General features: G+C 67.6%; 9 protein-coding genes. 3 read left to right on the top strand and 6 right to left on the bottom strand.

Going from position 1 to position 13,819, the window contains the following annotated elements; genetic code table 11:
• Position 1: 1 nt before the first annotated feature.
• From ACZ7KI_RS01650 to ACZ7KI_RS01625, 6 genes are all read right to left on the bottom strand, one after another.
• The gene (locus ACZ7KI_RS01650; RefSeq protein ID WP_470271321.1) at positions 2-817 is read right to left on the bottom strand and encodes an ABC transporter ATP-binding protein; all 816 of its coding nucleotides are present in this window, start codon (positions 815-817) and stop codon (positions 2-4) included.
• Positions 818-889: 72 nt separating this feature from the next.
• Entirely contained in the window at positions 890-1,759 is an 870-nt protein-coding gene (locus ACZ7KI_RS01645; RefSeq protein WP_470271320.1) for a metal ABC transporter permease, read from the bottom strand.
• A complete protein-coding gene (locus ACZ7KI_RS01640; RefSeq protein ID WP_470271319.1) occupies positions 1,756-2,499 on the bottom strand; it encodes a metal ABC transporter ATP-binding protein in 744 nt (247 codons plus the stop codon). The genes ACZ7KI_RS01645 and ACZ7KI_RS01640 overlap by 4 nt, the downstream gene beginning before the upstream one ends.
• Entirely contained in the window at positions 2,496-3,410 is a 915-nt protein-coding gene (locus ACZ7KI_RS01635; protein WP_470271318.1) for a metal ABC transporter substrate-binding protein, read from the bottom strand. The genes ACZ7KI_RS01640 and ACZ7KI_RS01635 overlap by 4 nt, the downstream gene beginning before the upstream one ends.
• A gap of 48 nt (positions 3,411-3,458) precedes the next feature.
• Positions 3,459-5,558, bottom strand: a complete 2,100-nt coding sequence (locus ACZ7KI_RS01630; protein ID WP_470271317.1) for a (Fe-S)-binding protein — start codon at positions 5,556-5,558, stop codon at positions 3,459-3,461.
• A 23-nt stretch (positions 5,559-5,581) separates the two neighbouring features.
• Positions 5,582-6,034 carry a hypothetical protein gene (locus ACZ7KI_RS01625; RefSeq protein ID WP_470271316.1) on the bottom strand — a complete coding sequence of 151 codons (453 nt, stop codon included), beginning with the start codon at positions 6,032-6,034 and terminating at the stop codon, positions 5,582-5,584.
• 244 nt (positions 6,035-6,278) lie between these two features.
• Between ACZ7KI_RS01625 and ACZ7KI_RS01620 the strand changes: the two genes are divergently transcribed.
• From ACZ7KI_RS01620 to ACZ7KI_RS01610, 3 genes are all read left to right on the top strand, one after another.
• Positions 6,279-6,863 (top strand): hypothetical protein, encoded by a 585-nt coding sequence (locus ACZ7KI_RS01620; RefSeq protein WP_470271315.1) that lies wholly within the window; start codon positions 6,279-6,281, stop codon positions 6,861-6,863.
• Between the two features lie 80 nt (positions 6,864-6,943).
• Positions 6,944-8,890 (top strand): flotillin family protein, encoded by a 1,947-nt coding sequence (locus tag ACZ7KI_RS01615; protein ID WP_470271314.1) that lies wholly within the window; start codon positions 6,944-6,946, stop codon positions 8,888-8,890.
• The gene (locus ACZ7KI_RS01610; protein ID WP_470271313.1) at positions 8,887-13,770 is read left to right on the top strand and encodes a DNA repair ATPase; all 4,884 of its coding nucleotides are present in this window, start codon (positions 8,887-8,889) and stop codon (positions 13,768-13,770) included. Before ACZ7KI_RS01615 ends, ACZ7KI_RS01610 begins: the two co-directional genes overlap by 4 nt.
• The last annotated feature ends 49 nt before the right edge of the window (positions 13,771-13,819 follow it).

Here is a 13,819-nt window from a genome sequence, read left to right as displayed (position 1 = left end):
CTCAGGCGGGCCTTGGCGAATAGCGCCCGAGTGGCCTGCAGTGGATCGCGCCCGTGACCGGGTCGTTCGCGACGTGGACGGTGACCCCGTAGGCCTGGGAAAGATGCTCGGTGGTGAGCACCTGCCCGATGTCACCCGTGGCCACGATGGTTCCCTCGCTCAGCAGCACGACCTCGTCGGCGATGATCGCCGCGTGGTCGAGGTCGTGCAGCACCACGCCGACCGCGACGCCTTCTCCGGCGAGATCGCGGACGACATCGAGGATCTCGACCTGGTAGCGCAGGTCGAGATGGTTGGTGGGCTCGTCGAGCAGCAGCACCGAAGTCTGCTGCGCGAGGCAGGACGCGAGCCAGACACGCTGGAGTTCGCCGCCGGACAGTTCGTCGACGCCGCGTTCGGCCATCGGTGTCACGCCGGTCAGTTCCATCGCGCGGCGGATCGCGGCGGCGCCGTCGGTGTCGACCCCTCGCCAGCCCGAGCGGTAGGGGTAGCGGCCATAGGAGACGACGTCGCGGACGGAGACCCCGCTCGGCGTGGGCCGGTGCTGGGTCAGCAACGTGACCTGACGCGCGAACTCCTTGCCGGACAACGCGTTCCCGCCCCACACGGACCGCTCACCGAGCCGGACGTCGCCCGCGCGAGGACGGTGCAGGCGCGCCAGCGAACGCAACAGCGTCGACTTGCCGGAACCGTTCGGCCCGACCAGCGCGGTCACCGTACCCGCGCGCAGGGACAGCGACACGCCGTCCACCACGGCCCGCTCATGATGCGCGAGCACCAGGTCATGGCCGGTGAGCAGCGCGTCTTCCGTCGACATGAGGGGAGCCTAACCTAAGGGAGCGATCAGGCGGATGTCGCGAGAGACACAGAGCGCGGGGTGATTGTCCGGTTACGCCGCTCGTGCCAGCTCGCGCCTGCGCTTGGCCAGCCGCTTCCCCACGATCCCGTGCCGCGGCCCGAACAGGTACACGAGCGTGAACCCCGCGCCCTGCACCAGCACGATCATGCCGCCGGACGCGGTGTCGAGGTGGTAGCTCAGATACAGCCCGGTCACCGCCGCGAGCACCGAGAACGACGGCGCGATCACGAGCATGCGGCCGAACCGGTCGGTCAGCAGATACGCCGTCGCGCCGGGGATGATCAGCATGGCCACCACGAGGATCACGCCGACCACCTGCAGCGCGACCACCGACGTCAGCGCGAGCAGCCCGAGCAGCGCGGCGCCGAGCAGCCGCGGGTTGAGGCCGATGGCGTGCGCGTGCGTGGGATCGAAGGCGTACAGGGTGAAATCACGGCGTTTGAGTACGAGCAGGGCGAGGGTGATCGCGCCGAGCACCCCGATCTGGATCAGATCCGAGACGTCGACGCCGAGCAGGTTGCCGAAGATGATGTGGTTCAGGTCGGTCTGGCTCGGCGTCACCGAGATCAGCACGAGGCCGAGCGCGAACAGCGTGGTGAACACGATGCCGATCGCGGCGTCCTCCTTGACCCGGCTGGTGTCGCGGACGACACCGATCAGTGCCACGGCGAGGAAACCGAAGACGACGGCACCCAGCGCGAAGGGCGCGCCGAGGACGTAAGCGAGCACGACGCCGGGCAGCACCGCGTGTGAGACCGCGTCGCCCATCAGCGACCAGCCGATCAGCACCAGCCAGCAGGACAGCACCGCGCAGACCACGGACGCGACGACCGTGGAGGCCAGCGCCCGCACCATGAAGCCGTAGTCCAGCGGCTCGAGCAGGAGATCGTAGAGGTTCACGCGGGTTCTTCTTCCCGTCGCAGGACATCGAGTCCGAAGGCCAGCGCGAGGTTCTCCGGCCGGAGAACCTCGTCGGGGGAGCCGTGCGCGAGCACCTTGCGCATGAGCAGGATCGCCTCGTCGGCCAGACCGGGCAGCGCGTGCAGATCGTGGGTGGAGATCAGGACGGCGGCGCCGTCGGCCGCGAGTTCCTTGAGCAGGCGGGTGATCGTGGCCTCGGAGCGCTTGTCCACGCCGGCGAACGGCTCGTCGAGGAGCAGGACGCGCGCGCCCTGTGCGATGCCGCGGGCGACGAACGCGCGTTTGCGCTGGCCGCCGGACAATTGTCCGATCTGGCGTTCGGCGAGTTCGGTCAGTTCGACCCGTTCCAGCGCTTGATCGACGGCTTCGTGATCGGCGCGGCGCGGCCGCCGGGTGAACCCGAGCCGCCCGTAGCGGCCGGTCATCACGACGTCGCGCACCGACAGCGGGAACGACCAGTCGACGTCCTCACTTTGCGGCACATAACCGATCACGCCGGTCTTGCGGGCACGGGCGGGCGGGCCGCCGTCGACCGAGACGGTGCCGGTGTCCGGCCGGACCATGCCCATGATCGTCTTGAACAGCGTCGACTTGCCGGAGCCGTTCATCCCGACCAGACCGCAGACGTGACCGTGCTCGAGGGTGACGTCGACACCGTCGAGGGCGAGGACGTCGCCGTAGTGGACGGTGACGTCCTCGACGCGGATCGCGGCGGTCACGGCTTCGCTCCGGTGAGGCCGGCCACGATCGTCTTCGAGTCGTGGCGGATGAGATCGAGGTACGTCGGCACCGGGCCTTCGGGGGTGGACAGGGAGTCGACGTAGAGGACACCGCCGAACGCGGCACCGGTCGCGGAGACGACCTGGCGCATCGGGGCGTCGGAGACGGTCGATTCGCAGAACACCGCGGGGACCTTGTTCTGCTTGACGAACTCGATGGCGCGGGTGATCTGCTGCGGCGTCGCCTGCTGCTCGGCGTTGACCGCCCAGATGTACCGCTCGGTGAGCCCGGCGTCGCGCGCCAGGTAGGAGAAGGCGCCTTCGCAGCTGACAAGCGCGCGTTCGTTCTGCGGCAGGCCGCTCAGCGCACCCGTCATCTCGTCGCGCACCCCCTTCAGTTTCGCCTTGTAGGCGTCGCCGTTGGCCTTGAACACGGCGGCGTCACCGGAGGAGAGCTCGCTGAACGCCTTCACCATGTTGTCCACGTAGATACCCACATTCGTCGGGGACATCCACGCGTGCGGGTTCGGCTTTCCCTGATAGGCGTCTTCGCCGATGGCGATGGGCTGGACACCTTCGCTGACCACCTTGTGCGGCGCGTCGCTCTCCTTGACGAAACGGGCGAACCAGGCCTCCAGGTTCAGTCCGTTGTCGAGGATCAGGTCGGCCTTCGCGGCCTTCTTGATGTCGTCCGGGGTGGGCTCGTAGCCGTGGATCTCCGCGCCGGGCTTGGTGATCGACTCGACCCGGAGCTTGTCGCCCGCGACGTTCGACGCGATGTCGGCGAGGACCGTGAACGTGGTCAGCACTACCGGCCGGTGGTCGCTTTCGCCCGCGCTGGGACCGCCGCACGCGGTGAGGACGAGCGTGGACGCCGCCAGCGCGCACACGGCCTTGCGCAGATTCGCCATGCCGTGAGTCTAGAGTTCGGTGCGCCGAACTTCCAACTCACGTGTGCCTCAAATCTCCGTCGTGGTCCTATCCCGCTCCTTCACGGTTTCCAGCAGCAGCTGGGAGACGTCGCGCACGGTGACGTTCTCGCCACGCTGCTCGCTCTGCCGCTGGACGAGACCGTCGTTCAGCATCACGCGGCAGAACGGGCAGCCGGTGACGATGGTCTCGGCGTCCGTGCCGAGCGCCTCGTCGACGCGTTCGAGATTGATGCGTTTGCCGATCTGCTCCTCCATCCACATCCGCGCGCCGCCGGCACCGCAGCACAGCGAGCGGTCGCCGTGGCGGGGCATCTCGCTCAGCGTGGCGCCGGTCGCGCCGACGAGTTCGCGCGGCGGTTCGTAGACCTTGTTGTGGCGGCCGAGGTAGCAGGGGTCGTGATAGGTCACCGGTCCGGCGTCGACCGGTTTGACCGGGGTCAGCTTGCCCGCGCGCACGAGCCGGTTCAGCAGCTGCGTGTGGTGCAGGACCTCGTAGTGCCCGTCCAGTTGCGGGTACTCGCGGCCGAGCGTGTTCAGGCAGTGCGGGCAGGTGGTGACGATCTTGCGCGTGCCCGGCTCGCGGCCTTCGAACACCGCGTTCAGGGTCTCGACGGTCTGCTGCGCGAGCATCTGGAAGAGGAACTCGTTGCCGGAACGTCGTGCCGGGTCGCCGGTGCAGGATTCGTCGGTGCCGAGGATCGTGTACTTGACCCCGGCCAGATGCAGCAGCTCCGCGGTGGCGCGGACGGTCTTGCGCGCGTTGTCGTCAAAAGCGCCCGCGCAGCCCACCCAATAGACGTACTCGACGTCCTCGGCGAGTTCGCCGTCGAAGATGGGTACCTCGAAATCGAGGCCCTTCGTCCACGCGAGGCGGTCGGAATTGTTCTGGCCCCAAGGGTTTCCCTTGGTCTCCAGGTTCTTGAACAGCACGCCGAGCTCGCTGGGGAACGCGGACTCGATCATCACCTGGTACCGGCGCATGTCGACGATGTGGTCGACGTGCTCGATGTCGACCGGGCACTGCTCGACGCAAGCGCCGCAAGTCGTGCAGGACCAGAGGACCTCCGGGTCGATGACCCCGAAGTCCTCCTTGGTGCCGACGAGCGGGCGCTCCTCGGGAGGTTCCTTGCCGTCGAGAATGTAGGGCGCCTTCTCGAAGAGGTGGTCCCGCAGATCCATGATCACCAGCTTGGGGGACAACGGTTTCCCGGTGTTCCACGCCGGGCACTGCGACTGGCAGCGGCCGCATTCGGTGCAGGTGGCGAAGTCGAGCATGCCCTTCCAGGTGAAGTCCTCGATCTTGCCGCGGCCGAAGGTGTCGTCCTCGCCCGGATCCTCGAAGTCGATCGGCTTACCCGCCGATTCCATCGGCAGCAGCGGGCCGAGTGCGTCCGGAAGCCGTTTGGCGGTGACGTTGACCGGCGCCAGGAAGATGTGCAGGTGCTTGGAGTAGAGCACGATCGACAGGAACGCCAGCATCACGCCGATGTGCAGCAGCAGCCCGACGGTCTCCAGTGGTTCGGTGACCGCGGGGCCGAGGGGCTCCAGGAGTTCGCCCACGCCAAGGGAAACCCACGCGCCCGACTCGTACGGGAAGACGCCGACCGCCGCCGACGCGCCGCGGAAGAGGAACATCGTCCAGATCACGTTGAAGATCATGAACAGGATCAGCCAGGCGCCGCCGGTGTGCGAGCCGAAGAAGCGTGACGCGCGATCTTTCCTTTCGGGTGCCTGGCGGATCCGGATGACCGCGAACACCCCGAGCGAGACGAGCACCGCGACCGCGATGAAATCCTGGAGGAACCCCAGCGCCGCCCAGTGCCCGATGAGCGGGATATGGAAGTCGTGGTCGAACAAGGCGCCGTACGCCTCGACGTAGACCGAGCCGAGGATCACGAAACCCCAGAACGTGAAGAGATGCGCGAGCCCGGGAACGGACCACTTCAGCAGTTTGCGCTGACCGAAGACCTCGGCCAGATGCGTTTTCGCGCGGACGGCCATGACGTCCGAGCGCTTCTCGTCCGGCTGACCGGACCGGATCAGTTTCGCGAGCCAGGCGGCGCGGCGGGCGGCGAAAGCGAGGCCGACGACCGTGATGAGCAGACCGAGGATGAGACGAACGAGCACGAGTCCTCCGGGGGAGAATCGGCTCAGTGAGAGCCGGTGTAGTACCGGCACGCCTTGCAGGCGTACCGCATTTTGGCCACTCGCCACCGTTTTCGGTAGACCTCGAGACGTCCCGGCCGTGGCGGGCGCACGCCGAGTCTTTGGTGACTTCTCCTTTGGTGGCAGCGGATCCGCCGCCCCGTTTCGAAGAGTTCGGTCGCCAGCCCGAGATAGGCGCGCCGGAGCGCGATACCGGTCTCCGGTGAGGGATTGTCCCGGCAGAACCGGTGCAGGAGGGCGAGGTCCGGCAGGCCGGGGGTGGCCGCGCCGGGGAGATGCTCGACGACGCCGAGGCCTGGATGTCCTGGGGGAAGGGAGAAACCGGCGGGGAGTCCACAGTGGACGCAGGTGAGCGTGCAGCTCAGACATCGGGTGACGTGGCGGATCCGCCGTTCGCGCTGATCCCCGTCGATCACCTCGCGAACGTGCCACCCCATGGAGCCTCCCAAGACCGTGGTGTGTCCTGTGTCACTCTCAATACTGGAGAGTAGGGGGCGCCCCCGGTGGCGCGACAGGTCCAACCGGATGGCGTCGGAGCGGCCGGTCGGCGTAACGCTCCGCGTCAGGATGACCGCCGCACGGTTGCGCACACCGTGACCCACTCGTAGCCGAAAACCCTCCTCCCGGCGTCACGCCCTGGTTATAGTCCTGACTCGGGGTAATGGGGGAGGAACGACGGCGATGGGCGGGTTCGTCACCGCGGCTCTGGGGTTCCCGGCCGTGCTTTTCAGCTTCCTGCTGATCGTGGTGATCGGCTATTGGCTGCTGGCACTGCTCGGCGCTGTCGACACCGATGATTTCGACGGCGGCGACGGGCTCCTGGCGGGCTTCGGCGGGGTCCCGCTGTCCGTTTCGCTCTCTTTGCTGATCGCGTTCACCTGGTTCGTCAGTCTGGCAGGGACGGTTCTTCTCGATGACTTGGAGCTTTCGACACCCGCGAGGATCGGCCTCGGCGCCGGCGTGCTCGTCGTCGCGCTCGTCCTCGGCGCACTCGGGACGAGGGTGATCGTGGTGCCCTTGCGCCGGGTATTCGGTCCCGCGAAGGAACCGAGCAGGATGGATTTCGTCGGTCGCGCCGCGGTCATCCGCACTTCGTCGGTGACCCACGACTTCGGGCAGGCCGAAGTCGCCGCCGCCGACGGGTCGACGGCCATTGTGGACGTTCGTCAGGCAGGCGAAGGCAACCTGACGGCGGGCAGCCGCGTAGTTCTCTATGACTACGACTCCGAAGGCGAGTTCTTCTGGGTCGAGTCCTTGGACATCTGAAGCAGAAAAGGAACAGTATGGGTGCCATCAGCGTGGGGGCCGGCGTTCTGATCGCCGTGATAGTTGTCATCCTCCTGGTTTTGCTCTTCACGATCACCAGGTTGTTCAAAAAGGTGCCACAGGGGAAGGCGCTGATCATTTCGAAGGTCCGCCGGGTCGACGTGACGTTCACCGGCGCGATCGTCCTTCCGGTGCTGCACAAGGCCGAGATCATGGACACCTCGGTCAAGGCGATGGAGATCACCCGCACCGGCCGGGAAGGCCTGATCTGCCGGGACAACATCCGCGCCGACATCCGGATCTCGTTCTTCGTGCGGGTCAACAAGACCACCGAGGACGTCATCAAGGTCGCGCAGGCGATCGGCACCGAACGGGCGAGCCACGAGGCGACCCTGCAGGAACTGTTCAACGCGAAGTTCTCGGAAGCGTTGAAGACCGTCGGCAAGCAGCTCGACTTCGTGGATCTCTACACGAAGCGGCACGAGTTCCGGGACCAGATCATCCGCGTCATCGGCACCGACCTCAACGGGTACAGCCTCGAAGACGCGGCCATCGACTACCTCGAGCAGACGCCGATGGCGCAGCTCGATTCCGCGAACATCCTCGACGCGCAGGGTATCCGCAAGATCACCGAGCTGACCGCGATCGAGCACGTGCGCACCAACGAGTTCCGCCGCGGCGAGGAAAAAGAGATCACCCGCCAGGACGTGGACGCCCGGGAGGCGATCCTCGAACTGGAGCGGCGCCAGGCCGACGCGGAGATCAAGCAGCGGCGCGAGATCGAGACCATGCGGGCTCGTGAAGAGGCCGAGATCGCCAAGGTCCAGGCGGAGGAGCGGCTCAAGTCGCAGGCCGCGGGGCTGCGCACGGACGAGCAACTCGGGATCCAGCACCAGAACCAGCAGCGTGAGATCGAGGTCGCCGGCAAGAACCGCGAGCGCGTCATCGCCATCGAGAGCGAGCGCATCGAGAAGGACCGCCTGCTGGAGGTCATCGGCCGCGAACGCGAGACCGAGCTGTCCCGGATCGCCAAGGACAAGGAGGTCGAGACCGAGAAGCGCTCGATCGCCGAGGTGATCCGCGAGCGGATCGCGGTCGAGAAGACGGTGGCGGAGCAGGAAGAGATCATCAAGAAGCTCCGCGTCGTCGAAGAGGCGGAGCGCCAGCGCGAGGCCATCATCATCCGGGCCGAAGCGGAAGCGCAGGAAAGCCTGGTCAAGGACATCAAGGCCGCGGAAGCCGCCGAGGCCGCCTCGAAGCACAAGGCCCGCGAGGAACTGACGCTGGCCGAGGCACGCCAGCAGACCGCCGAACTGGAGACCCGCGCGAAGATCCGCTTGGCGGAAGGGATCCAGGCCGAAGAGGCCGCCAGTGGGCTGGCCGCCGCGCAGGTCAAGGAACGCGACGCCGACGCGCTGGAGAAGGTGGGCCGGGCCGAGGCGATCGTCGCCCGCGAGAAGGCGATCGTGCTCGCCGACGGGATGCGCGACAAGCTCAAGGGCGAGGCCGAAGGTCTCACCGAGAAGGCCGCCGCGATGGCCGCGCTCGACAGCGCCAGCCGCCAGCACGAGGAGTACCGCCTGCGCCTGGAGGCGGAGAAGGAGATCCGGCTCGCCGCGCTCAACGTGCAGCGCGAGGTCGCCGAGGCGCAGGCCACGGTGCTCGGCATCGGACTGGAGAAGGCCGACATCGACATCGTCGGCGGCGAGACGATGTTCTTCGAGAAGATCATCGGCTCGATCGGCCTCGGCAAGAGCGTGGACGGGTTCGTCGAACACTCGGACGTCGTCCAGACGCTCGGGAAGTCGTGGCTCGACGGTTCGGGCAGCTTCACCGACGACCTGACGAAACTGGTCGGTTCGGTGAGCACGGAGGACGTGAAGAACCTGACGCTGTCGGCCTTCCTGGCCAAGCAGTTGCAGGCGGGCGGCCCGGACAGCGACAAGCTGCGTGAGCTGCTGTCGATGGCGCAGCGGCTCGGCCTCGCCGAGACGTCCGTGGCCGCCCTCGCCCCCGCGAAGCAGTGACGACGACCGAACCGGCGGCAGGAACGGAGCAGCTGGACGCGGGCACCTACGAGGTGCTCCGCGCCCGGCTCGCCGCACAGGCCGCCGAACTGGCGAAACGCGCGGACGAACTCAACACCACGCGGCTCGGGGTCTTCGGCAGCGCGCAACTCGCGCTGATCGGCACCGAACGGATCCGCACCGCGAACAACTGCGTGCCGCGCGACGTCGTGTCGGTCGGCGGACGGATGTTGTTCGGCTACAACGTCTTCATCGGGCTCAAGCCCGAGACGACGGTCGACGACGTCTTCTCGCTGCACGGCTTCAGCCATGACGAAGAAGCCTTCCGCTTCGACGACGTGCCCGCCGAAGAGCTGCCGGAGCTGTTGCGCGACGAGCAGTTCGTCCGCGACTTCGCCGAGCTGTACCGGTATTACCGGCAGGCGAAACTGCTGCAGCTGCGGCGGGTCGAGGGCAAGCTGCTCGCGATCTTCCAGATCGGGCCGCGTACCGAGGACATCCGGGTGCTGCGCTGGGGGATCACCGCCGACGGCAAGGTGTCCTATGTGGACAGCCGGGGCGAGCGCGATCACGTCTTCCCGCCGTCACACGACTTCGAATGGATCGAGACCACCCGCGAGCAGCATGTTCTCGGACGGCATCCGCATATCTCGATCGAGGACGAGGTGTTCGTCGAGACCGTCGGCGGCAACCTGACGATCAAGGTCGAGAACAACACCGAGACCGGCGAGGGGATCTACTCCGAACCGGTCGACGAGCCGCTGCAGAGCCTCGCCGACGCAGAGGTCTCCTACGCCAGGATCGGTCCGCTGATCCTGGTGCGGATGCTGCCGTACAAGGAGACCGAGTACCGCTACCTGGTGTTCAACACCCGCACGCGGGACGTGGTCCGCCTCGACGGCATCGGGCAGGCCTGCCAGCGGCTGCCGGAGGACCACGGGATCATCTTCCCCGGCGGCTACTACCTCGACACGGGTGTCAGCAAGACGTTCGACACCACTGTGGACGGTCTCGAATTCGAGCGGGTGATCCGTTCGCCCAACGGCGAGGACGTGCTCTACGTCTTCCACGCGCGGGCCGAGGGACGCACGCTCCTCCTGCCGTACAACGTGATCCGCAAAGAGGTCTCGAACCCGATCCCGTGCCACGGGTACTCGCTGTTCGACGACGGCACGATGGTGCTGTTCCGGGCGTTGTCCGACGAGCCGAGCCGCGTGCATCCGATGCAGGTGTGGCGGACGCCGTTCCAATCGGACACCTACGCCGCGTCGCAGCCGACCGGGACCGGGCCGCTGGAACGGGTCGGCAACGCCGATCTGGTCCGCGGGATCTCCGACTGTCTCTCGATCGGCCGGATGGTCGACGAGATGGCGCCGTCGGCGGCGGTGTTCGAAGCCCTGATCGCCGCGTGCGCGCGGATCTTCGACCACTACCACTGGCTCGGCGAGGCCGAACTCGGCGATCTGCGGTCGCCGCTGTCGGAGGTCCGGGTCACCGCCGAGCAGGTGCTCGACGAGTTCGAGACGGTCACCGCGCTCACCAGTCAGGCGGCCGAAGCTGTCGACGAAGCGGCCGCGCAAACCGCCTCGCTCGTGCGCAAGGTGCGCGGCGAGACGCTGAACGCGGCCGACGCGTGGGTGCGACGGCTCGCCGAAATGCACCGTGCGCGGGGACATCTGGTCACCGTGCGGGAACTGCGGTACGTCGACACCGGGCGCGTGGACAAGCTGATCGCGGACCTGGACACGGAGTTCGGCGAGGCCGCGCAGCGGGCCGTGCGGTTCCTGCAGGGCGAGGACGCGTTCACGAGCTATCACGCCGAGGTGGACGGGCTGATCGCCGCCGCGGGCGCGATCGCCACCGTCGCCGAGGCGGTCCCGGTCGCCGAGCGGCTCGACGAGCAGTCCGGCGGGCTCGAAGTCCTCACCGACGTCGTCGGCGGGCTGGAGATCGCGGACGCCGTGGTGCGGACGCGGATCCTGGAACGCGTCGGCGAGGTCATCGGCGGGGTCAACCGCGCGAGGGCCACGCTCGAAGCGCGGCGCAAGGAACTGCTGGAGACCGAAGGGCGGGCGGAGTTCGCCGCCGAGTTCGCCCTGCTCGCGCAGGCCATCACCGGCGGTCTCGCGGTCGCGGACACCCCGGACCGCTGTGACGAGCAGCTCGGCAGACTGCTGCTGCAGCTGGAAAACCTCGAATCGCGGTTCGGCGAATTCGACGACTTCCTGGTGTCGCTGGGGGAGAAGCGCACCGACGTCTACGAGGCGTTCTCCTCACGCAAGCAGGCGCTGCTCGACGAGCGGGCGCGCCGCGCGGACCGGCTGGTCGATTCGGCCGAGCGGATCCTCACGAGTGTGACCAGACGGGTCGGCACCCTCGGTTCGGTCGAGGAGATCAACACCTATTTCGCTTCGGACCCGATGGTCTCGAAGCTGCGCAGTGTGGTCGCCGAACTGCGCGAACTCGGCGACCAGGTGCGTGCCGAAGAACTCGAAGGCCGGGTCAAGGCCGCCCGCCAGGAAGCGGGCCGCGCGCTGCGCGACCGGCTCGACCTCTACGGCGAGGGCGGGGAGACGATCCGCCTCGGCCGCAACACCTTCGCGGTCAACACCCAGGACATCGACCTCACCCTGGTCCCGCACGCCGGCGGGATGAAGTTCGCGATCACCGGAACCGACTACCGCGCTCCCGTACGGGACGCCTCGTTCGAGGCGACGAGGCCGTACTGGGACCAGTTGCTGGTCTCGGAATCGCCCGAGGTCTATCGCGCCGAGTATCTCGCGACGTCGATCCTGCACGAAGAGCCGGACCTGATCGAGGCCGACCTGCTCGACGTCGTCCGTCGGGTGGCGGGGAACCGGTACGACGAGGGCTACGCCCGCGGTGTGCACGACCACGACGCCGCCGCGATCCTGTCGGCGTTGCTGCGCCTGCGTTCCGCCGCGGGACTGCTGCGGTATCCGCCCGCGTCGAGGGCGGCCGCGCAGCTGTTCTGGGCGTTCGGCGCCGAAGAAGCGGCGAAGGGCGCGTGGACGACGCGGGCCGCGTCGCTCGCGCGGGTGCGGGAGGCCTTCGGGCACACCACGGCGATCGACGCGCTGGCGCGGGAGTTCACCGAGGCGATGGCCGCGTTCGCCGAGAACTCCGGTCTGACGCTCGATCTCGAGTTCGCCGGCGAGTACTTGTTCGAGGAGCTGGCCGACGCCTCACCGGGATTCGTCACCAGCGGCGGGGCGCGGGCGCTGCTCGACAAGTTCCGGCTCGACAGGCGCAGTTTCGCCGGAGACCTGCGCGCGCTCGACGATCTCGCCGATCGCCACCAGCTCGCCGAAGCCTGGCTGACGTCCTTTGTGGACTCTACTCGTTCACCTGGTGACGAACTGGCGGAGGCCGTCGCGATCGAACTGGCCGACCTGCCGCGCTACGACTCGTCGGCGGAACTCTCGGCCACTGTGGACGGTCTGCTCGGTTCGCATCCGCGGATCGTCAACCGGTCCATGACCTTCCGGCTCGACGAGACGCTGGCGCGGACGCAGCGGTTCCGGCGCGATCGGGTCCCGGGTTTCCGCGCGTACCAACGGCAGCGCAACGAGTTGGTGGCGGCCGAGCGGGACAGGCTGCGGTTGAGCGAGTACAAGCCGAAGGTGATGAGCGCCTTCGTGCGCAACCGGCTGCTCGACGAGGTCTACTTGCCGTTGATCGGCGACAATCTCGCCAAGCAGCTCGGTGCGACCGGCGACGCCCGCCGCACCGACCAATCCGGTCTGCTGCTGCTCATCTCGCCCCCGGGGTACGGCAAGACGACACTGATGGAATACGTCGCGAGCCGCCTCGGGCTGGTGTTCGTCAAGGTGAACGGGCCCGCCCTCGGGCACGAGGTCACCTCGGTCGACCCGGCGGACGCGCCCAACGCGACCGCGCGACAAGAGGTCGAGAAGATCTCGTTCGCGCTGGAACAGGGCAACAACGTGCTGTTGTATCTGGACGACATCCAGCACACGTCGCCGGAACTGTTGCAGAAGTTCATTTCGCTGTGCGACGCGCAGCGGCGGATGGAAGGTGTCTGGGAGGGCCGGACGCGGACCTACGACCTGCGCGGCAAACGGTTCGCGGTCTGCATGGCCGGTAACCCGTACACCGAGCAGGGCAAACGGTTCCGGATCCCGGACATGCTCGCCAACCGCGCGGACGTGTGGAACCTCGGCGATGTGTTGTCGGGCAAGGAAGAGCTGTTCGCGCTGAGCTACATCGAGAACGCGCTCACCGCGAACACCGTGCTGGCACCGCTCGTCTCGCGGGAACGGTCCGATGTGGACCTTCTGGTCCGGCTCGCCCGAGGTGACGGCGGTGTCCGGGCGGATCAGCTGAAGCACGCGTATTCGGCGACAGAGCTGGAGCAGATCCTCGCCGTGCTGCGGAAACTGATCCGGGTGCAGCGGATCGTGCTGAAGAACAACCAGGCCTACATCGCTTCGGCGGCGCAGGCGGACGCGTCCCGCGTCGAACCGCCGTTCCAGCTGCAGGGTTCCTACCGGAACATGAACAAGCTGGCAGGCCGGATCGTTCCGGCGATGAACGACGCCGAACTCGAAGCGCTCATCGACGACCACTACGCCGGCGAAGCGCAGACGCTGACCTCGGGCGCCGAGGCCAACCTGCTCAAGCTGGCGGAACTGCGCGGACGGCTGAGCGCCTCGGCGGCGCAGCGGTGGGCGGACGTGAAAGCGGCTTACCTGCGGGCGCAGGCGCTGGGCGGGGACGACGAGGATCCGATGAGCCGGGCGGTCGGCGCGGTGGGCCTGCTGGCGGACCGGGTCGGTGCGGTGGAGGCGGCTATCGAGCGGGCTTCGGAGCGGCTGGTCGTACGAGACGTGATGTGAGGGTCGTGACGCCTCAATAACCTGAATCGCCATTCCCCGTTGTCGGAAA

The organism is Amycolatopsis sp. NPDC039088, assembly GCF_055598845.1.
This window is presented reverse-complemented; position numbering and strand designations above follow the sequence as displayed.

Bases quoted from the DNA above. Each gene is read 5' to 3' on its own strand.
- ACZ7KI_RS01620 (WP_470271315.1), top strand. From the start codon at position 6,279: ATGGGCGGGTTCGTCACCGCGGCTCTGGGGTTCCCGGCCGTGCTTTTC.
- ACZ7KI_RS01625 (WP_470271316.1), bottom strand. From the start codon at position 6,034: ATGGGGTGGCACGTTCGCGAGGTGATCGACGGGGATCAGCGCGAACGG.
- ACZ7KI_RS01635 (WP_470271318.1), bottom strand. From the start codon at position 3,410: ATGGCGAATCTGCGCAAGGCCGTGTGCGCGCTGGCGGCGTCCACGCTC.
- ACZ7KI_RS01650 (WP_470271321.1), bottom strand. From the start codon at position 817: ATGTCGACGGAAGACGCGCTGCTCACCGGCCATGACCTGGTGCTCGCG.